The 21,473-nt window shown below is 40.5% G+C and carries 18 protein-coding genes and 1 tRNA gene; 6 read left to right on the top strand and 13 right to left on the bottom strand.

Annotated features, from left to right (window positions below; genetic code table 11):
• Positions 1–122: 122 nt before the first annotated feature.
• Entirely contained in the window at positions 123–620 is a 498-nt protein-coding gene (locus H6G77_RS14450; protein ID WP_190871903.1) for an LptA/OstA family protein, read from the bottom strand.
• A gap of 255 nt (positions 621–875) precedes the next feature.
• On the opposite strand from H6G77_RS14450, the gene H6G77_RS14445 reads away from it, so the two are divergent.
• A tRNA-Ser gene (locus H6G77_RS14445) sits at positions 876–962 on the top strand.
• 94 nt (positions 963–1,056) lie between these two features.
• Here the strand turns inward: H6G77_RS14445 and H6G77_RS14440 are convergent.
• On the bottom strand, positions 1,057–1,437 hold the full coding sequence (locus tag H6G77_RS14440) for a hypothetical protein (RefSeq protein WP_190589807.1): 381 nt from the start codon (positions 1,435–1,437) through the stop codon (positions 1,057–1,059).
• Between the two features lie 445 nt (positions 1,438–1,882).
• Here H6G77_RS14440 and H6G77_RS14435 point away from each other — a divergent pair, with 445 nt between their 5' ends.
• The gene (locus H6G77_RS14435; protein WP_190871902.1) at positions 1,883–2,938 is read left to right on the top strand and encodes a DMT family transporter; all 1,056 of its coding nucleotides are present in this window, start codon (positions 1,883–1,885) and stop codon (positions 2,936–2,938) included.
• Between the two features lie 205 nt (positions 2,939–3,143).
• On the opposite strand, the gene H6G77_RS14430 is transcribed toward H6G77_RS14435, so the two are convergent.
• From H6G77_RS14430 to H6G77_RS14400, 7 genes are all read right to left on the bottom strand, one after another.
• Positions 3,144–4,226, bottom strand: a complete 1,083-nt coding sequence (locus tag H6G77_RS14430; RefSeq protein WP_190871965.1) for an AI-2E family transporter — start codon at positions 4,224–4,226, stop codon at positions 3,144–3,146.
• A gap of 168 nt (positions 4,227–4,394) precedes the next feature.
• A complete protein-coding gene (locus H6G77_RS14425) occupies positions 4,395–6,179 on the bottom strand; it encodes a M61 family metallopeptidase (protein ID WP_190589809.1) in 1,785 nt (594 codons plus the stop codon).
• Positions 6,180–6,650: 471 nt separating this feature from the next.
• The gene (locus tag H6G77_RS14420) at positions 6,651–7,334 is read right to left on the bottom strand and encodes a Crp/Fnr family transcriptional regulator (RefSeq protein ID WP_190589810.1); all 684 of its coding nucleotides are present in this window, start codon (positions 7,332–7,334) and stop codon (positions 6,651–6,653) included.
• A 205-nt stretch (positions 7,335–7,539) separates the two neighbouring features.
• Positions 7,540–8,673, bottom strand: coding sequence for a pilus assembly protein PilB (locus H6G77_RS14415; RefSeq protein WP_190589811.1), 1,134 nt, complete (start codon positions 8,671–8,673; stop codon positions 7,540–7,542).
• A 231-nt stretch (positions 8,674–8,904) separates the two neighbouring features.
• Positions 8,905–10,089 carry a HetZ-related protein 2 gene (locus H6G77_RS14410; RefSeq protein ID WP_190589812.1) on the bottom strand — a complete coding sequence of 395 codons (1,185 nt, stop codon included), beginning with the start codon at positions 10,087–10,089 and terminating at the stop codon, positions 8,905–8,907.
• Positions 10,090–10,902: 813 nt separating this feature from the next.
• Entirely contained in the window at positions 10,903–11,253 is a 351-nt protein-coding gene (locus tag H6G77_RS14405; protein ID WP_190589813.1) for a carbon dioxide-concentrating mechanism protein CcmK, read from the bottom strand.
• Positions 11,254–11,340: 87 nt separating this feature from the next.
• A complete protein-coding gene (locus tag H6G77_RS14400) occupies positions 11,341–11,652 on the bottom strand; it encodes a carbon dioxide-concentrating mechanism protein CcmK (protein ID WP_062287987.1) in 312 nt (103 codons plus the stop codon).
• A 154-nt stretch (positions 11,653–11,806) separates the two neighbouring features.
• On the opposite strand from H6G77_RS14400, the gene H6G77_RS14395 reads away from it, so the two are divergent.
• Complete coding sequence (locus tag H6G77_RS14395; protein WP_190871901.1) at positions 11,807–12,700, top strand: alpha/beta fold hydrolase; 894 nt, start codon at positions 11,807–11,809, stop codon at positions 12,698–12,700.
• A 154-nt stretch (positions 12,701–12,854) separates the two neighbouring features.
• Here H6G77_RS14395 and H6G77_RS14390 read toward each other — a convergent pair whose 3' ends face one another.
• From H6G77_RS14390 to acsF, 3 genes are all read right to left on the bottom strand, one after another.
• A complete protein-coding gene (locus tag H6G77_RS14390; RefSeq protein WP_190871900.1) occupies positions 12,855–13,316 on the bottom strand; it encodes a BON domain-containing protein in 462 nt (153 codons plus the stop codon).
• A gap of 46 nt (positions 13,317–13,362) precedes the next feature.
• Entirely contained in the window at positions 13,363–14,949 is a 1,587-nt protein-coding gene (locus tag H6G77_RS14385; RefSeq protein WP_190871899.1) for a general stress protein, read from the bottom strand.
• A gap of 592 nt (positions 14,950–15,541) precedes the next feature.
• Positions 15,542–16,618: a magnesium-protoporphyrin IX monomethyl ester (oxidative) cyclase gene (acsF, locus tag H6G77_RS14380; protein ID WP_190589817.1), complete on the bottom strand. Its 1,077-nt coding sequence runs from the start codon at positions 16,616–16,618 to the stop codon at positions 15,542–15,544.
• A gap of 591 nt (positions 16,619–17,209) precedes the next feature.
• Between acsF and H6G77_RS14375 the strand changes: the two genes are divergently transcribed.
• The 3 genes from H6G77_RS14375 to H6G77_RS14365 all read left to right on the top strand — a co-directional run bounded on the left by H6G77_RS14375 (position 17,210) and on the right by H6G77_RS14365 (position 20,649).
• Entirely contained in the window at positions 17,210–17,926 is a 717-nt protein-coding gene (locus H6G77_RS14375) for a heme oxygenase (biliverdin-producing) (protein WP_190669880.1), read from the top strand.
• Between the two features lie 271 nt (positions 17,927–18,197).
• Positions 18,198–19,580 carry an oxygen-independent coproporphyrinogen III oxidase gene (gene hemN, locus H6G77_RS14370; protein WP_190871898.1) on the top strand — a complete coding sequence of 461 codons (1,383 nt, stop codon included), beginning with the start codon at positions 18,198–18,200 and terminating at the stop codon, positions 19,578–19,580.
• Between the two features lie 178 nt (positions 19,581–19,758).
• Entirely contained in the window at positions 19,759–20,649 is an 891-nt protein-coding gene (locus H6G77_RS14365; protein WP_190871897.1) for a phosphodiester glycosidase family protein, read from the top strand.
• A gap of 247 nt (positions 20,650–20,896) precedes the next feature.
• On the opposite strand, the gene H6G77_RS14360 is transcribed toward H6G77_RS14365, so the two are convergent.
• On the bottom strand, positions 20,897–21,199 hold the full coding sequence (locus H6G77_RS14360) for a DUF4915 domain-containing protein (protein WP_199331496.1): 303 nt from the start codon (positions 21,197–21,199) through the stop codon (positions 20,897–20,899).
• Positions 21,200–21,473: the final 274 nt, after the last annotated feature.

Below are 21,473 nucleotides of genomic sequence, written 5' to 3'. Positions count from 1 at the left end.
AGAAACTAGTTTTTTCCTCAGCACTCATCGCTTTTTCAACTTAGGTTAACCATGCCAATTTTAGATTTTAAATTATTGTGAGGATAAACCAGGAGGTTATTTTCTGCAATTCTACTTAAATGTTAATTGGCTGGCTTGAGATTTGGGGTTTTGGGGGCTGGTGTAGTATTTTGTCCACCTATTTCCGAGTCTTCCACCATATAAATCGATTCGACTTGACGATTACTTTGGGGTAAAGCGACAAACCTGCCTTCATCAATTAAATATGTCACCTTCTCTGCCCGAATACTATTGCCACCTTGCTGCAAAATATAGACGTTGCCACTAAAATCTATGCGGCGTTCTTTGCTAAAGTATTGTGCTTGAGCCGCCGTTGCTTGGATTTTCCGCGCTGGATACAACATCTGCACATTACCACGGGCGGTGATAATTTGGCTTTTAGCGTCATATTCTTGGATATCTGAGCGAATAGTTAAAGGGCGATTACCACCAGCAGACTGCGCGGTTGCTGTTTGTGTTTGGCTAGGAAAGGTAAATGCGCCTAAAAGTGCGGCTGGGAGTACCAAGGCTAGACCAAAGCGACGTAAGGGTGATGTTAGCGATTGATTGCAGGGCTTCATAGAAATTGGGGGTTCAGAATTTCTGATTTTATACTAATTATCTCAAGTACTTTCTCCAGCGATAACCTCTACAATCTGGAATAGCTTGGGATAAGTCATGGCTGGAAAACTGACGCTTGGCAGAAGGTTGAAGTTTCATGAAAATTTTCATCATGATCATATAAGTCTAATGCGGATTTCCCAAACAAGCGATCGCTCTCTGGATTTGGAATGTTATCATAGCTGAGGAACGTCTTCGCATTTCTATCAGTACCTGGAGAGGTGGCAGAGTGGTTGAATGCGGCGCACTCGAAATGCGTTAAGGATGTAAGTTCTTCGGGGGTTCAAATCCCCCCCTCTCCGTTCTTAAATAAAATCCCTCAAAAAATTAGGGTAGTAACAAATATCTTGTTGACTACCCTAAAGTTTATTTATCTGACTTAATTACTACACAAAATTACTTAACTTCATTAGCAGGAAATTTCGGAACTTTACCTTTTTTCACTGCGACCACAACATCAAAGGTAGAACAGTAAGAAAATGTAACGTTGTTAGCTTTGTTGTAAAGGTTAACAACTTGACCTGCACCACCAGGTTGAATTCCAATTGGTTCAAGGTCGCCAAAGAAAAAACGACGCAGTTGATCACCACTACCAGGTGTACCTTTATGCTTGGTGATCAAATCGATTTCTTGTTGAGGAGTCAAACCTAAAGCATCTTTGCCTTCAGCAGCAATTGCTTGAGTTTGTGAAGGGTTTACGCTTGGTAATGTAACATTAGCAACTGTCAACAACCCAGCTACGGCAACACCTGTTAGTAAAGAAGGGGCGAATTTCATTGGTTAATATTCCTTGTGTTTGAGATTTATAGCAGCTATCCAGAGCATCTCAGACACTACTGAACCTCATCTGAAACTTAGCCATAAATTGTCTGAGTTTATTCCTTGAGAAGATTCAGTTTAAACTCAGCATTTTCTCAGGTAAGTGTGATGTCCAAAAATCTTAGGTAATTTTTAACAGTGTTCCAGCCTGTTATCAGCTAAATATAAGCTAATATCTTTTAGTATTCTGGATGTTATAGGACTCATATTTGATTTATGAAAAAAATCAGTAAACTCAGGTCAGGCTTCTTTCCTACTCCCTACTCCCCATTCCCTACTCCCTGCCTATCGCGCTTGCGCTGCGCTTCTCTGCGAGACGCTTTGCGAACGCGCACCACACAACTAGATTCAGAAATCAAATCGGATTCCTAATATTTGTATTGCAACTATAAGTGGTATTGTTGTGACTAGCCTGAGAAGATGGCATCGTTTCATTGATAGAATTCCCAGTCAAGCCTATCTCTGGCTCGCAATCGTCATTTTCGGCGCATCTGGCGCAATTACGCGCAAATTAACAGAAATTGGTTCGCAAAACTTAATAAATGGCAGAAACCCGATTTCTTTATGTAATGTTTTGTTTGTCGGTAATATCTGCGCCTTATTGGTTCTGATGCTTATCTATAGGCAGCAGTGGAACAAAACAGCATTGAAGCAAATATCTGTGAAGAATTGGTTAGTGTTGTCGGTGGTTTCTATCCTATCAGGAGCTTTAGCCCCTGGGTTAATTTTTCAGGCATTGGCGCTCACCAATGTCAATAATGTGATTTTAGTTGGCAGACTAGAACCACCACTGGCTTTAGCTTTATCAATTTGGTTATTAAAAGAACGGGTAAATCTGTGGGAAATTGTGGGTGCGATCGCGGCTTTTATTGGCGTGACACTAACTGTTATACTCCAGCCAACGGGAACTCATATAACTAATATGCCTGGGTTTCACTTGGGTACAGGCGAAATTCTAGCAGCAGTCGCAGCAGTCGCAGCCGCCATCGCTACCGTGATAGGGAAAAAATCTGTCTCCCACATTCCTTTAGGAATTTTTACAATTTATCGCACTGCTTTAGGTACTGTCGTATTTTTCTTTCTGGCTTTAAAGTTATACGGTCAACATCATTTTGTCGAAGTATTTTCGCCTTTTTTGTGGCGGTGGATGTTGCTTTATAGTGTGGTGATTGTAGTTTTAGGCCAGTCCCTGTGGTTTAAAGGTTTGAGAGCTTCTACTGTATCCGTAGCTTCTTTAGTTGGCTCATTTGCTCCCATTGCAGGCATTTTGGCGGCTTATTTTATCTTAGATGAAGTCCCAACTTTACCTCAATATATAGGTGGTAGTTTGATTGTCGTTGGCATATTTATTAGCCAACTGGGGGTGATGCGTCAAACTCGCAGAGCTACTACCGCTAATCAGGTCAACTCTACCGAGGTGCAACAAGTAGAAAGCGAAATGGGATTTAAAGGTATTTAATAACCAATCAATATACAGCGTTTTTCGGTTGAGTGCAGTACAAGTTGATAGGAGATAGAGGCTATAGGCTAGGGGTTAGAGACTAGATGAATGTACCGTATTGGGATGAAAAACGCTGAGACAAAACTTTTCCTACCCCTGCTTCCTGCGGTCTTTATTCTTTTACCAGACACAATATGAGGGGTTTGTTTCAAGCAGATGTAGGTTATTGAGGTAACATTTCTGCATCTTCACCGACAACCGCCTTATCAGAATGATTCGATACAGCAAAGCCATCTCCAACATCTTTAATAAAACCAGCCACTGGTACGGCAATAATTAATCCTAAAACGCCACCAATGTAAGTTCCTACTAATAAAGAAATTAACACCCAAATAGGTCTTATCCCTGTGAAACTTCCTAATAAACGTGGAGCAATCACTTGGTCAATGAGTTGATCTATGATCAAAGCTACGGCTAACACTTTGACTGCTAACCAAAAATCATGGGTAGCGATAATTAAAGTAATTATAATCAAACTAAACACATCACCAAAGGGAATTAAGCTTAAAATTCCTACTCCTAAGCCAAAAAGTAATCCAAACTGGACTTGAAACAGCAAAAACATGAATGTTTGAGCAAGTCCCATCAATAAAGCTAATGTGCCTTGACCAATCAAGTAATTTTGAAAGTTTTGTTGGATTGATTTACCAATTTTTTGGGCAGAATCCCAAGGTAACTTCTTAAATATACCTTGCCACAATCTTGCCCCATCTAACAACAAGTAAAAACTTAAAACTACGGTAATTAATGCACCAGAAATGCTATCAATTGTGTCGATGATAATGCTTAACAGCTTATCTGAAAGATATTCCACTTCTTCGGGAATTTTATCAGTAATTTTGGTAAAAATCTGACTAAAATCTATGCGGCTTTTCTGGCTAAAGGCCCAATCATTTAAAACCTGTAATTTTGTCTCACTAGAATCAATCCATTGGGGTAGTAATTTCACCATTTCATTAAATTGCTGAGAAACTATGGGCAATAACGTAGTTGCAAAAGTTACTAATATCAACGTAGCTAAGACAAAAACTAGCGTAACTCCATAGTTGCGGTTTAATCCTTTCCTCTCTAGTAACGCAACAGGGTAATTTAAAATAAAAGCAAACAAAGATGCTAATACAAGAATAGTTACTAAAGGTTGAAAATATTGAAAAAACTTTAATAATAGCCATCCATTAAGAAATAATAGCGGAAACAAGAGTGTTAAAATTAGCCATTTTAGGAGGCGGTTAACTGATAAATTGATATTCATAATTATTCCTAATTAATTTGTCATGCTTAGTATCAACTTATCAAAAAATTGCTGACTTTATTTTTTTAGGGATGTATCTTAGCAAAAACTCACAGGGGCGCAATATATTTATTGCGCCCCTGTGAATTGCCTGAGCAATAAAAAGATTCAAAAGTAGCAGTTTTAACGCAGGCTGGCCAGTGGTATGCCTAACCAACCTGCAAAATTTTCTTTTTGTGTGTTATTGGGATTGTTAACCGGAACTACTTGATATTTACTTGGACGTGGTGCCGCCAGAGTCACAGAACAGGTACGTAGTTCATCTTGATGGAAAACGGTTACTTGAATTACGTCGTTTGCTTGGTAATCTTTTAAGCGATCGCTTAGTTGATGGGAAGTGACACGGATACCAGCGATCGCTAGTAACTCATCACCCGCATCAATTCCTGCCAATTGTGCAGGCGAACCAAATTCTACAAACTTGACAATTTCTCTGCCATTTTCGGTATTTAATCTCAATCCAAGGTAAGGTTCTTCTTCTTTATCGGCAATCACCTGTAAGCCAAAAGGTTCTAGATACTGATTAAACGGCAACTCGTCCGTGCCATTAATGTAGCGATTAAAGAAGTCCGTCAAATCCATCTCTGCGACAGATTCAATTACTTCCTGCAACTCTTCGGGTGTATAACCAATTTCCGATTTGCCAAATTTGCGCCACATCAACCGCATCACATCATCCAAAGAACGCTGATTTGCCGATCGCTCTCGAATCAGCAAATCTAGCAATAAAGACACCATTTCTCCCTTCAAATAGTAAGAAACTTGGGAATTATTGCTATTAGCATCTGGGCGATAAAGTTTAATCCAGGCATCAAAACTGGACTCAGCCAGTGATTGCACCTTCCGCCCTGGGGTAGTCAAAAATCGGGAAATTTCCTTACTCCAATTATGAAAATATGATTTGGCACCATAAATTCCTGCCCGTAGAGGAATCAGCAAATCATAGTAACTGGTTGTTCCTTCACAAAACCACAGAGACGAAGTGTAGCTTTCCCGGTCGTAATCAAACACCTCTAAAGCTTTTGGGCGAATCCGTTTTACATTCCACAAGTGAAAGAACTCGTGCGCCACCAATTGAATGAAGCGATCGTATTTATCTGGTGAATTAAAACCAAAACGCTGATAAATCAAAGAACAGCAGTTTTTATGTTCCAAGCCACCATAGGCTTGAGCAAACAAATGCAGCAGAAACACATATCTGTCGTAAGGCAACCCGCCAAACATCTGTGCTTCTACATGAATGATTTTTTGAATATCCGCAATTACTTGTTGTGCTTGGTAATTACCCTGTCCCCAAATCGCCAATTCGTGAGGTTTTCCCAAAACCTCAAAGCGGTATAACTTGTGATCACCAATTTCAAAGGGAGTATCGACAAGAGTATCAAAATCGGCTGCGTAAAAAGTGAATGACTGTTCATCAACTGAAGGTAAGGCTGTCGTCACTCGCCATTCGGGATGCGGCGGTACAATCGTTACTTGAATTGGCAACGTTTCATAGCCCCGGACTCTAAAAAACAGGGCTGCACCGTTAAAATAACCGTGGGTACCATCCAAATGGTTTGTCCGTACCGATAGCTCATTGGCAAATATACGGTAACGTACAGTTAATTCCGAAATACCATTTGTGTTGATCTGCCAGTGGTTTTTGTTGATTTTACGCCAAGGTAAAGGTTGCTCTCCACTAAAAGCGGCAAAATCTTGGAGATTCTTGGCGTATTCCCGCACGAGGTAAGAACCTGGTGTCCAGACGGGCATTTTCAAATCCAGGGTTGGGGATGAGTGATTAACCAGCTGCAAGCTCACTTCAAACAGATGGGTTTCTGGTTGGGGCATTGCGACCAGGTAATGAATCGTCGGTACGGTTTCCTTAACGCCAATTTCGAGACGAGGTGCTGTTGCTTCAGTCATTTGTAGTAGTAGACAGGAGTGATAAGTTATGAGTTTATAGTTATTAGTCAATAATTAATAGTCAATGGAGGGACTTTGTAAAGAACGAGGAATCAAGCAGTGTGAAAGCACGATTTGGAAAAAATTTACAATTAATTAATATTTTATAATTAATATCAAAGCTTCCAGTCTTTTTATCCATAATTAATTAATTTTTCCCACCAAGCATCTGTTTCCAGCATTTTTGATGCTTGGGCGTTTTTCATCAAAAATAGTCAGTAGAGCTGATTTCAAAGCTGGTCACTCAACTCTTTATGCTCCACACCATTGCCAAAATTTACGTTTGTGGCTGCTACCGTTTCTTTTTTTCAAGACTTCCTAACACGAGCATCAGTCGTTAGTCCCAAAGTTCCTCAGTCTCGGACTTGGATAGCTAATGTAAATCAGTTGTCGTAGCAGTTGAATTTCTTTGAATCCACATTCAACCCAGAATTAGACTTTCCCTGCCAAATTCATCAGTTGCTTGAAGTTAACCAAGTAAATGATGTTATTAGCATTATCGATTGTGATCCATCCTTTTTCATGCAGTTTTTCCATGATTTTGGTGGTTTCCTCAACTCCGATTTCTGTCACTTCCGCCAAATCTTTAAAGGGAATATTAAAAATTTCTTTACCACGTTCGGAGTCTTGTCCATAACTTTCACCCAAACTAACTAAGGTGTGAGCCAGTTTGACGGCTGGTGGTGAAGAGCGAATTTGTAAACGTTGGTTAAATTGTCGGATTCTTCGCACCATCAGTTGCAGCATCCGATGGTGTAATTGTGGATCTTTAAACAAGATTTGAATAAAACGCTCTCTAGAAATACTCAGTAATTTTACAGGTGAAAGGGCAATTACATCAGTAGAACGTGGAGATTCATCTAAAATCGCCATTTCTCCAAAAAAATCACCCCGACCTAAAATCGCTATAGCCACAGAATCTTCGCCAGAGGTACGGCGGACTTTTACCCAGCCGGATACCACAAAGTAAACGGCGTTACCCCAGGCATCTTCCATCAATACGGCTCGTCCTACGGGATATTCGTGATCAACGGCAACATTGAGCAGCCATTCTAAAGTTTGTGGGTTGGCTGTACTCAGCAAGGGGAAAAGTTCACTAAAAACCTCAGTCTGCATGAAATATCTGTAAAAAATGAATTCAATAATGGAAAATTTAGTTGACTGCTATAAGTTTTAAACCTGTTACCATAGTATTAATACATATTTAAAATGTAATAATTAAGACTAACAAGCTATGGTTTTTCGGTCTAATGTTCCCTTACAACATAGCAATTATGTCAGGGATCGAAATCAGAGGTTTTACTGACCCAATTGTGATTTATTATTTGCTCATTGAATCGCTATTTGCTGTGAGTATTTTGACTTGTTGGTCTAAATTTTCCACAATGCGATTTAAATTATCTAAAGCATCTGCTTGCTCTGATGTGAGGCTAGAGTTAAGTATGAGCCGTTGATGCAGTTCTTGTAATTTATAGCTCAGTTGTTGAGAAATACCCAAAACATCACGGCTGAGACGACCTAATTGTTGTTGTTGATAAAACTTTAAGGCGGCTCCCCGCAGTACTTGTAGTGTGGCTTCTTCACCGTAAATCCCTGGCATGACTCGCAGGCGTAATAACAAACGGTTTTGTTGATATAAACATTCTTTTTCTATTTGTTTTGGTTCTGTAATTGTGGCTATAGGTAAACCGGCAAATCGCTTTAATTCATTCAGTACGCCTTGAAACACTGACAGGGGTAAATTATCCAGTACTGACTGGACAACACCGTTATCACTCCAGAGTATCCTACCTTGATAGGGTTGTCTTTCTAAATACAAGCGACCAATGCCACCACCCAAAACTCGACCGAGTAATTCTTCTAGTAGTTTTTTGGGTGGGAGTAGTGCCAGCACTTCCACCGGAGTGGATAGTTCTGGGGTAGGCACTGGCAGGATGGTTAAATTTGTTGCCAGGGATGCTTCGGTGATTTCTGCTTTAAGCTTTTGAGCTAAGGCTGAAAGGTTGGGTTCTGGAATATTTTTAGGAGTTTCCATGTTTTCCACCATTGATGTTGGTGGTTGCTGTTGAGATGATTTGAAATCAGCTTGATTTAAGGTGGGGATATTGGAGCTAAAGGTATTTTTATAGTTGAGGTAGGCTGAGAGGATGTGGCGGTGGCTGTCGCTGGCAATTTCATGAGCCACCATTGTGCAGTTGATATAAGCGAGGATGCGATTTACGTAATCAAGGGCGCTACTGTCTTGCGGATGCACCATCCCCAGGAGTAATTTGTTACCTTCTAATCGAAAGGGCAGAATTTGGTGGTACAAGCAAGCTTCAAAGGACAAGAGATGATCAATTAGCTGAAATATTTGTTGGCGATCGCTTTCTTGCTCTAAGTTGATCGGTATATTCGATAGTACCTGCTGCTCACTGGCTTCGGTATCATTTGATTTGTCCTCTGAAGACAACATAGGTTTAATTATTTACAGTTTCCTTATATTTTATTTTGCTCTAAGCTAGTTGGCAGTAAATAAAGATACTTTGTGTTCTTGGTAAAAATTAAATTAATCTCAGTAAGATAATGCCAGGTTCGATAGGTATAAATTTTTCTGTACTAGTTAGTCTTGGTTGCTTTTAGGGAGCAGGGAAAGGCTTTCCGCAAAGTCCTTAATGAATTCATGGCTAGGAATTGCGGTGGCTACTTATGCTTCTGATTCTTCGGTTCTCAAGGATTGGGCGGTGAGATAAATTTTTGTCCATTCTCCCATTGCTTGATGAGTTTTCAGACTTAACTGTTGGGCGATCGCTTCTAGGGAATGACCTGCTTTGCGTAAATCTAGCACTTTCTGACCCAATGGCGTTAATTTCTGATAAAGTTGCTGCCATTGGTTAGGTGTCAGTCCTAAATTATGTTCTTCTAAGGAAATGGATAGCCAGCTATTGACCAGTTCTGGTTTACCTTTGAGGGCAAAAACTCTGACTGCATGGTAGCTGATTTTCTCCCGCAGACGATAGATTTCTCGAATGGGTTTTTGCAGTTGTTTGGCAATTTCGTCTTGAGATTTGCCTTGGAGATATAGCCGCAACCAATCTACTGCGTCTTGTCCGAGATTTTCTTGTAAGTAGTCGGCAAATTCTGTTTGCACGGACTGGCGCAGTGCTTGTTGTTCTTCTAGTTGTTGGGCTTCTTGATATTCGGCGATCGCTTGATTATCTACTAAGTTGACGCGATTATCACTGTCATCGGTGAGAATTTCTTCGGAAACCAGTCGCACCATATCGCTACCTGGTACTTGAGTTAAGCCACCGCGCTGAGTCCGACGCAAGTAATTGACAAATCTGTAAACTAGTAGCGGTTGATTGCGGACTGGCCGCAAGGCATACTCTTCAATGCTGGCAAATAGTAATGTATCTTGCAGTCTTCTGTCGGTGGTAAATTCGGCAATGCAGGCCATTTGTTGCTGCATATAATTATCGCTTTGCAGCAGTTCTTGAATCACTTCTTGTAAAACATCCATAACACTGCGCTGGCGATCGCGGCTGAGTGCTACCCAAGTTTGAATTTTATGGCGTAAGCTGACTAAACTCCCCAAGCGAGTAATTAAGTTACGATAAGCTCGTTCTCTACCAAGACCCAAGTAGCGTTGATGTAAAATTTTCCAGCGATATTCCATTGCTTGTTTAGCAATTTCTAGTTGTTTGGGGTCTAATAGTTCAAATCTGTTTAAGTCTTTGCCCAAAAGCCACAAAACAATACTCTCTCTCACAGATGTACTTTGTTCTGGAATTTCTACAGCTAGGCGTTTATGCCAATACTGGGCCAGTTTGTCTGCATCTGTTGCCATAGTGAGATTGTTTTCCTCAAAACCTTGCCTTAAAGTTTGCATCACAACCCCCGTTGATCGTCACTCACTCTTAACATCTTGGCTGGCAGTTGTCCATGAATCGGTCGCTTTCATGAAGACATTTCAGCGATTCTATTTTTATTTACGTTTTTATTCTCAAACTTTATGCAGAAGTTTTCAGATTAACTTGTGATTTTTATTCTCTGCACAATAAAAAATTTTGTAGTTAGCAATTTTTTCCATATTTCACAATTTTCAATTTTTGTCAACTTATCATTAAAATACCTAAAAAGCTAACTAATCCTCAATCAATCTGATCAGGACAAACTAGGATTAAAGGGCTTCAGTTAGTAAAAACGAGAAAGTCTACACTACTGCTCAAGAACTAGTGAGATTTCTCGAAATTCCAGACGTTAGCTTGAGTGGATAAGTTTCACGTCATCAAGTCTTTATTTCGTGTTTTAGGAAATATGTAATTTTTCTTATCAATTTCTACTAACTTGTCTATGGCGATCATATCTAAAAGCCATAGTTTACAGTTCACTCCTTAATTTCTATCGGTAGAGGAAGTTGTGTGAAAGATTGCGGCGATCGCTAACACTACAATTTTCTTAAAATCTCATGCTGTGGGTAAAGCAATTTTTTTTAATTATACGCAAAACTGACAACCAGTCCTCGAAGTAATTTGTTTCTTTTAAGAGTTAGTTGCCCAGGAGAGTAATGCTTGTGACAAATGGAATAAAATTGAAACAGCATACTTAGCAAAAAGTCAATAGTCTAGTCGCAATTATTAATCATTGATTAGCAATTGGACTGGGGACTTTTGACTTTAGCTGTGGGATGAACCTGCTAATTTTATCTGCCGTTACCAGACCTGATGATCGGATTTTCTACAGAGTCACGATACTGCTGTACTTCTGCGGTGTAAGCAATTGGTAAAACAGCCTCAACGTTTTCATGAGGACGAGGGATAATTACCCAAGATTCTAATGTGCCTCCATAAACATTTTCTGCTGCTTCCACACCGGCAGCCATCGCAGTTTTCACTTCCGAAACATCTCCCCGAATATTCACCGTAAAGCGTGCGCTACCAACTCGGATATAACCAACGAGGGTAACTCGTCCTGCTTTTACCATTGCGTCTGCTGCGGCTAACACAGCAGGAAAACCCTTAGTTTCCAGCGAACCAACTGCCTGTAGTGACATTCTTCATCTCCTGATATAGATAAACGTATGTATCGCTGCAAAATTAATTGTAGGCAGCTTTGTTACAAATTTTAATGGCGAAACTGTTTAGAAGATCCGGAAAGGCTCAGATTTCTGGGTGAAGTGGATGGGCAGAACTGTTTCCACATTTTCCGGGGGATTAGGAACTATATAATGGGTGATTACTGTTTCTGCCTTTACCTGCTCCCCAGCATTTATACCTTGTTCAACAGCTCTGTTGACTTCAGCAACTTGTCCTCGGACAGCAACAACAAAGCGACCACTTTCCGCTAGTCCATAATATACCAGCGTGACTGCGGCAGATTTCACCATTGCATCTGCTGCGGCTAACACAGATGGAAAACCTAAAGTTTCAATTACGCCAACAGCCATTGGCATGGCATTAGCTCCTGAGACAATAAATAGAGTGATCTTTATTTTACGCGGGGTTGGCTCCAATGGTGACATTCAAAAGTGTTTTTTTTCGGTACACTGAGTCATTAGCTAACAAATCAGCACAATTTTGGTGATGGGGTGCTGTAAACTATAATTTATGTTTCCTAGCTTTTTACCAGCCGCAGTTAGGCAATTAACTGAACCAAACTCGATCGCCCTAGCTTGTAGTATCCAAAGTCAAGCGATCGCTACTCCTTTATCTGCCGAACCAATCACCACCACTTATGTGAAACAAGGCAGTGGTGGCACACCAATTTTACTCATCCACGGTTTTGATAGTTCTGTATTAGAATTTCGCCGACTACTACCACTACTGGCAGAAAATAATCAAACCTGGGCAGTGGATTTACTCGGTTTTGGCTTTACCGACAGACTCCAAGACATAGCATTTAGTCCCGTCGCCATTAAAACCCATCTATATTATTTCTGGAAAACCTTAATTAAAGAGCCTGTAATTTTGGTGGGTGCATCGATGGGAGGTGCAGCCGCCATTGACTTTACCCTCACCTATCCAGAAGTCGTCAAAAAACTGGTGTTGATTGATAGTGCTGGGTTAAAAGCAGGTTCACCTTTAGCAAAATTCATGTTTCCGCCCTTGGATAATTGGGCGACAGAATTTTTGCGTAATCCCAAAGTCCGCGATCGCATTTCTCGCACTGCTTATAAAAACCCCAATCTAGTAACTCTAGATGCTACATATTGTGGCGGACTGCATCTAGAAATGCCGAGTTGGCATCTAGCTTTAATTGCTTTTACCAAAAGTGGTGGTTACAGTGCTTTTAGATTTAAGCAAATTGGACAAATTCTGCAACCCACATTAATTCTTTGGGGCGACTCAGACAAAATCTTAGGCACTACAGATGCAAAAAGATTCAAACGTGCCATTCCCAATAGTAAACTCATTTGGATTCAAGACTCAGGTCATATTCCCCATCTAGAACAACCACAAGTTACAGCCCAACATATTCTCGAATTTCGAGATGAATCATAAAAATTACGAGGCTAGTACAGGTCGGCGGAAATATGATTAGCATTTCGCTCCCCCCTAACCTAGATTAGGAGGGAGCGAAGTAACTTTATCAGAGTTGTGTGTACACCCCGGACTTGCGGGGTGGAGTCGAAGCAGCTGCTATGACTATATTTAATTATTGTTTAGCAGGAGCAACAACAGCTTTGTTAACTACGCTCTTTACACCTTTGATTTCTTGTGCAAGAGGCTGAATCTTATTCAGCTGATCTTGATTATTGACAGTACCATTCACAGTGACTGTACCATTTTGGTCGGCAGCAACTGTTAGCTGACCACCAGGAATATTAGCTTCTAATTTAGAACGCACTTCACTGGCTAAATCGGCGGTTGCTCTTTGGGTATCACCACCTGTTATATTATTTCGTTCTTCACGCGCCCGGATATCTTCATTAAGTTGTCGGCGGCGCAGTTCACTTTGAGCGTCTTCTTTTGCTTCTTGAGTTGTTTGTGCAGCTGGGAAAGCAGGATTTTGATTTACTGTGTCGGGTGCTGATTCGCTGGTGCGAGAAGGATTTTGACAAGCAACAGCACCAAGAAGTAATAAGCTACTAACAAAAAAGGGCGCTAGTTTTTTCATTGGTTTAATGATCAATAGATTGACAATGAAGGGTTTTTTGTTTTAGTTAAAGTAGGTCGTCTCGGCGATCAACGATGGTGACAGTGGGATCTACACGATCGCCTGTTACTGGATAATTAGCGCGACCAGTTTCAATCACTGGGGTTTCTTGATGTCTTGTCCAATCCCCACCGCGACGGGATTCGGTATCAACATCAGTCGCATCAAAAATGTCAAAGTCTTCAATCCCGCGACGTTGCAGAATAGTTTGGGCGTGTTGAATTTCTGTGTCTGTACCATCGACCATGACTAAGTAATCGCCGCGTTGAAAGCGATCGCTATAAATTCTTGCTCTGTCTTCGGGAATCCCTAATCCCACTAATGCACCAACTAAACCACCAGCAGCTGCACCAATCGCCCCACCAGCTACTGTTGTGGCTAAAGCGGTTGCTAATGCACCACCAGCAATCACAGGCCCAATTCCGGGAATGGCTAATGCACCCAATCCAACTAATAAGCCGCCTAAACCACCCAATGCACCACCTGTAGCGGCTCCGGCTTTCGCACCTTCATCAGCTTTGTTACCGACACCAGCCACACCATGACCATTTGTGTCTTTAGCAATTAGTGAAACGCGATTCATGGGGAAACCAGCATCTCTCAGTTCATTGAGTGCGGCTTCTGCATCACGGCGGTGGGAAAATACACCTATGGCGCGGCGGTTTTGGTGTAAGGGTGTTGTGGCGTGGCTGTGGGGGTCAAAAATTTGCCAATGTTGAATTCTATGGCGGTTGAGAATCGCCGCCGCCCGATGAATTTCGTCATCTGTACCACTGACTGCAACGATGTAATCGCCGTGATTGATGCGCTCGTTATAAAAGCGGGTGCGGTCATCTGGTAATCCATAGCGTACAGCATCCAGGCGATCGCTATAATTCACTTCTTTTAAAGCTGTTTGATTGATTGACTCCCGATGAATCAAGGAAATTTGGCTCAGAGGAAAGCCAGCCACCCGTAAATCATTAATTGCGGCTTCCGCATCTTGACGCAGACTAAAGTAACCTAAAGCATGTTTGACATAACTTGTTGTGGGATCAACTTCATGAGCATGGGGATGGTTGTAAATGCCATACTCTTCAATTCCCCGACGATGTAAAATGGCTTCGGCTCTGGCAATTTCATCATCTGTACCATCGACGATGACCAAATAACCACCGCTTTGGACACGTTCGTTATAAACTCTAGCCCGTTCTTCGGGGATTCCCAAACCAATCAAAGCGCCAATTAAGCTACCAGCTACTGCACCAATACCAGCCCCAGCAATAGTAGTGGCGATCGCTGTTGCAGTTGCACCCGCCAACATAATCGGCCCAATTCCAGGGATGGCTAAAGTTCCCAGCCCAACTAATAAGCCTGTTAAACCGCCTAAAGCGCCGCCTGTAGCTGCACCCACCGCCGCACCTTCGTCAGATTTATCGCCCACGCGATCGCTGACTTGCGTACCAGCAATCTCATCTTTACCATCAGCATCTCTCGCAATCACAGAGACTCTATCCATCGGAAAGCCAGAATTTCTCAATTCATGTAATGCTTCTTCAGCATCCCTGCGATTAGAAAATACACCTATAGAGCGTCTCCGTACACCAGCAACCATTCTCACTTCTCCTAATTAATTAAAATCTTGTGATCACAAATTTATTGAGTTCAATAATCCTATTACTATCCTTTTTCGCCATAATTTCCCTCAATCTCGCGGCGTAATTATCTTCTCTATCAACAGATATACGTACGTAGATAATTAATCCAGAAAATTTATTTTTTAAATAAAACGATGGCATTGACAACACATTTTCTAACCAAATAAATATCCCCGACTTCTTTAATAAATCGGGGATGTGATGTAGCAAAAATATTTATGATTATTTTATTAGCAACCATAGGACTAATATTCAACTTCTAAAAACAATTAGTTAATTTAGACAAGACTTCTTCCCTACTTTCTTGGCACACCAGTAAATTCGGGAATAAAACCGTATTCCTATAGTTAAGTAGAAGAAATAAATTAAACCTAAATTGAAATGAACGGGTTTCGACACTTCGACAGGCTCAGTGCATCGCTCCGCTCAACCCTCTTTTATTAGGTCTATTGAGCATTGAGCGACTCGCCCTGAGCGTAGCCGAAGGGAGTCGAAATGCGTCTTCTAAATAATTGTGTCCACCTAAAAGCAATAGCTCAACAAAACTAATTAAAGAACTGTACCGCGTGTAGATTCGGTCTCAATTGGTTTAATTAGATATAGCTGTAACATGTGCCAAAAAATAGCAACAATTGGCGGAATTTGTTGGAATAATTTCACTATGCCAGGCTGATTACTGTTTTTAATTGCCGCAATTTTCAAGTTATTTTCTGAACACTGTTCTAAGCGCCAGAAAAATAACGGGTGATTTGTATTCAAGATGAGGGGAAATGCGCGTGCAGAAGTGTTATTTGTCTCTTGAATAACTCTGTTGTTGTATTTACGAGGATGAATCCCAATCACTTCGTAAAATGATGCGCGTTCAAATACAGTCATTGTATGGGTAGCAAACACAGTCAGCAAAAAGAATCGCACCCACAATTTTGCTGTCCAACTTTTCCAGAGTTTAGTTTGCGATCGCAACAATGCTTTAAAGAAATCTCCGTGGCGATTTTCGTCTTGACACCAACTCTCAAACTTGCGGAACAACGGATAAAACTGATATTCTGGATGCTCTTGCATGTGCTGATGCACTAAAATATATCGCCAATAACCAATTTTCTCCGATAGGTAAACTGTGTAAATAATCCACTCTGGCGGGAAAAAGGTATATGTGCGGTTTTTGGTTAAAAAGTTTAAATCTAATGACAGGTTCAAATCTGCCATTGATTTATTCAAAAACCCTGCATGACGAGCCTCATCCCGCGCCAAATATTCAAACGCTTGAGATAGCAACGGGTTATTTTTTTTCAGACGACGTGATAATTCTTTAAATAAAAGAAACCCAGAAAACTCCGAAGTACAAGAACGTTCTAAAAAGTCAATAAAGGCGCGGCGTTTTTCTCCTGTAATGTGATCCCATGACTGCTTAAACTCATCATCACGCACAAAGTGATGGCGGTTGTAATCAGCCCGCAATTCATCAATCACAGCCTTGATTTCAGCCTCATTAGCCGATATATCCAATTTCGCCACTGCATCAAAGTCTGTAGTGTAAAACCTGGGTGTTAATAAAGTTTCTGCAACAGGCGCTTTAATACCCGGCTTTAGCAATTGCGGCTCTGGGGTTGCAACTGAATCGACCATGAGACTCCTTTACATTATTTTATCTTTTAATAGTTATATAAGCATAAATTGTTGTAGATCCGCATCAGTTGAATTATGGAAAAGCAAATATCACGAGATAACCTTAATGCTCAGGTTTCTCAGGGTTGTAGCTGTGGTTTTGCGGCTAATTTCCCCGCTTTTAAGAGAAGTAGCAATGCAACATCGCTAAATTTGTCTAAATATTGGGGAATATAAAGAAATATTAATAGCTGTATAGTTATACAAGTATTGATAGTTAAATGATTTTGGGAGAGCAAAAATCTCTCAGAACAGTATCGGCAATGGTAGTTGCTGGTTGAAGTGATAGTGATGCCGATACTTTTCCCCTCTACATCTAGAATAACAATCCTTCATCTCTGACGTAAATTCTTTTAAAAGTGCTGAGTTTTGAGTGCTGAGTGTTGTTCACTGAGCGTTCGCGCAGCGTCTCCGACAGGAGAAGTCGAAGTGTGAGTGCTGAGTAATTAAAACCAGCCCCTAATCCCTAACCTCTAGCCTCTAGCCTCTAACCTCTCACCCCTAACCTCTAATCTCTCCATTTAATGTAAGTCGGTGATAAAGGAATCCAAAATGAGTAGTAACTTAGCCATCAAACTGCGTACTGGTACGCAAAAAGCCCACACCGCCGCCGAAAATGTGGGATTTATGAAATGTTTTCTGAAAGGTGTGGTTGATAAAGACTGCTTTGCAAAGTTTTTGGGTAACTTGTATTTTGTTTACAGTGAACTCGAAGCAGCATTAGCCAATCAGCAAAACAACCCGGTAATTGGTGGAATGTACTTTCCTGAATTAAATCGTCAGGCAGCTTTAGAAACAGACATGGTATTTTACTATGGCAGCAACTGGCGCAATTTAATCGCACCTTCTAACAATGGCAAAAAATACATCGCCCGAATTCAACAATTATCTGCTTATGAACCTGCATTATTAATTGGTCACGCCTACACGCGCTACATGGGCGATCTTTCTGGCGGTCAGATGTTACAAAAAATTGCTCAATCTACCCTCAAGCTGTCTGGCTATGAGGGTACTTCTTTTTATAACTTTGACCAAATTCCCGACAAAAAAGCATTTAAGGACAAATACCGCGAAGCTTTAAACGCTGTAGCAGTGGATGATGCGACAGCCGAGAGAATTGTTGCTGAAGCTAACTATGCCTTTAGTTTAAATATGCAAATGGCTGAGGAACTAGAAGGAAGTTTAATTAAAGCGATCGGTCAAGTATTATTTAATAACTTGACCCGTGCTAATAATCCTGGTAGTACAGAAGCAACTGCCACTAATTAATTTTCGCAAAATTTTGCTGTTTGGTTTGAGTCAACACATCATGCACTACAACTGATATCTAAACTAGACAGCAGTTACAAGAAAGAGAGATGAGAGGCTAGAAGCTAGGGACTAGAGAATAGTAGTTTTACTCAGCACTTTCCAGGTAGTTAAAGTTCTTCTCTAGCCTCTAACCCCTAGCCTTTAACCTTTATTTGCAATACAAACAAGTACTTAGGCTGATTTTTTGTGAGTTTGAAAATCTAGCCTACCCATTACATTGGAGGTTTTGATGGTATTCATATTACCCAGTGTCAAGTTTGATTTGGATTTGATCAAAAAGTACGACACAGCAGCACCGAGATATACAAGTTATCCACCAGCTACCGAGTTAAACGAAGCATTTACAACAGATGATTTTCATACAGCGATCGCAGCTTCCAACCACAGAAAATCTCCGCTATCATTTTATTTCCACATTCCTTTCTGTCAAAGTGCTTGTTATTTCTGCGGCTGTAATACAGTAATTTCCAACAACAAGAATATTGCCAAGCCTTATCTAGAACATTTAGCACAAGAAATCAAGCAGATGTCTACCTTGATTTCTCCCGATAGAAAGGTATTGCAAATGCACTGGGGTGGCGGTACACCGAACTACTTAGACTTAGAACAAGTAGAATTTTTGTGGAAGAAAATTACACAGCATTTTGAATTTGACCCCCAAGCCGAAATTTCCATTGAAATTAATCCCCGCTACGTTGATAAAGAATATATTTTCTTTTTACGAGAGCTAGGATTTAATCGTGTGAGTTTTGGTATTCAAGACTTTAATAATGAAGTCCAAGTCGCTGTAAATCGCATCCAGCCAGAAGACTTGTTATTTAATGTCATGGACTGGATTAAAGCAGCCAAGTTTGATAGTGTGAATGTTGATTTAATTTATGGTTTACCTTATCAAACACTGCAAACATTTCGAGAGACGATTAGAAAGACCGTTGCATTAGATCCCGACCGCATTGTGGTGTTTAACTTTGCCTATGTGCCTTGGTTAAAACCAGCACAAAAAAATATTCCTCCAGAAGCATTACCAAAACCGCAAGAAAAGTTAGAAATTCTCAAAATGACCATTGAGGAATTAACCAGTAGCCAGTATTTATTTATTGGGATGGATCATTTTGCTAAACCGAACGATGAATTAGCGATCGCGCAACGAAATCGCACCCTACAACGCAACTTCCAAGGTTACACCACCCACGCTGGTACAGATTTGTTTGGGTTTGGTGCTACATCAATTAGTATGTTGAACGATGCCTACGTCCAAAACCATAAACAACTCAAAGATTATTATCAAGCAGTTGATAATCATGTTTTACCTGTGAGTAAAGGTATCAAACTTACTCAAGATGACATTATCCGCCGGGATGTCATTATGTGTATCATGTCTCATTTTCAGTTGTACAAACAAGATATTGAAGAGAAATACAACATCAATTTTGATGAATATTTCTCCCAAGAATTAGCAGCATTACAACCATTAGTTGAAGATGGACTACTAAAATTATCTGCCCATCACCTACAAATTACCGATACTGGCAGGTTATTAGTGAGAAATATTGCCGTTGTTTTTGATGCTCATAATCAACAACAAGATAAGCAATTTTCTAGGGCAATTTAATTCTAACTGGTGATGAAATTCTGCATTATTTTCAGCATCTTGGTATCACTGTGTAAGTCCTAAGAAGCAATACTATAGTCATATTTTAGTCAATGTATTAGGTGTAAGCCGTAACGCACCACAAGCTTTGCGGTAAATTTTGCTGTAATATTCATGCAGCAAGGTTGAGTGCGAGCAAATGAAAAAAATCTGGCTGCTGAGTTTGACTATAGCGAGTGTTGGTGTATTGCCCTTATGGTTGGGTCTGGGTTCTTTACCAAGGTCGATATCTTCGACAATTCCCACCGCCAAAACCATCCGTTACTTTGAACGTACTTTACCCCAAGGTACAGCTCATGTTTTGTTAATTCCAGCCAACAGCAAGTTTGTAGTCACTCCAGCATTATCTCCGCAGACAAACACTGTAGAGGAATTTGCCCAAAAGCATCAAGCTGTGGCTATTATCAACGCTGGCTTTTTTGACCCAGCCAACGAAAAATCTACATCTTATATTATTGCTAATGGTCAATTGGTAGCTGACCCCAGAAATAATGAGAGATTGATTAATAATCCTAAATTAAGACCTTACTTGATTGCAATTTTAAATCGGAGTCAATTTCGCCGCTACTTGTGTGGAGAAACAACCCGCTACGCCATAGCTGTGCATAATGAAACACCACCAGCCAAATGTCGCATAATTGACGCTATTGGTGCTGGGCCACGACTGTTACCAAAACTCACATCAGAGCAAGAAGCTTTTGTAGATAATACTAACGGACGCGATGCAATTGGAAGTAAACAACCCAACGCTAGAACGGCTGTTGGTATTACCCGCGATCGCAGTATTCTTTTAGTGATGGTAGCTCAAAAGCCTTCACAACCAAATAATTCTGGTGTATCTCTATCGCAACTAGCAGATTTAATGAAAAAGCTGGGTGCATCCGAAGCCATGAACTTAGATGGCGGTAGTTCATCTTCCCTTTATTACAACGGTAAAGCTTTCTACGGCAAAGTTGATTCACAAGGCAATGTCATCAAGCGACCTGTAAAATCAGTTTTATTAGTTAAAGACATAACAGGAGACAGGTAATAGGCTTCCAGCCGAACGGTGACAGATGACAGGGTTAAAGGCTTTGTGCTGTCATTCATTTTATGGGGTAGACATCAAAATTTTTACACCCTCATACTATAAAGCTGCAAGGTAACATAACAAGGCTGACAGTTGACCATTGCCAAACCATTGAGGTGACAACGATCCTAATTGACTAAGCTAGAAATAAATTTAGGTTTCCATAAAGGAATGCAACTATGGCGATCGCTCACCGTTGCCAGACAATTTAAAGCTTGTCATAACCATCATAAAGTTGTCCAGGAGTCAGCACATTATCTAACTGCCAAATTTGAAATTTAGAACTGAGATAAATTCGTTCTGGGGTGGTATATAGTCCCATTGCGCGGTCAAAAAAACGTTCAAATCCCGATAATTGATGGCGATCGTTCACTCCCAACAACATTAACCGCGAACTTTGATAAGTAGTAAATGCCAGACTAATTTGCTGGAGCTGCAACCAGTCAATAAAATGATGCGAAGCAAGTATTTCTACAGGAAGAGCAGCCTGGGCATTAGATTGTAAAAGCATAAACAAAAAATATATCAATGTAGATTAGGTGGAACGAGGTGAAACCCAAAAATATCAAGGTTTTTGCATATTGGGTTTTGTTTCTAAACCCAACCTTTTTAGTTACCAAACATACATACGTATAAAATCAGGTTAACAGGTGATTTAAGTTAATTTAGATACCACTAATCAATAAAAATTAAACCAGCAATTATACATAAATAAACTGTCTGCAACTTCTTTTGACATCAGTTAAGCACAGTAATAGTACCGTAAATTTTTATATCAAATTAAG

The sequence above is a fragment of the Aulosira sp. FACHB-615 genome, assembly GCF_014698045.1.
Taxonomy (GTDB): Bacteria; Cyanobacteriota; Cyanobacteriia; order Cyanobacteriales; family Nostocaceae; genus Nostoc_B.
The sequence above is the reverse complement of the archived record's forward strand: the minus strand, read 5'-3'. Positions and strand labels throughout refer to the sequence as shown.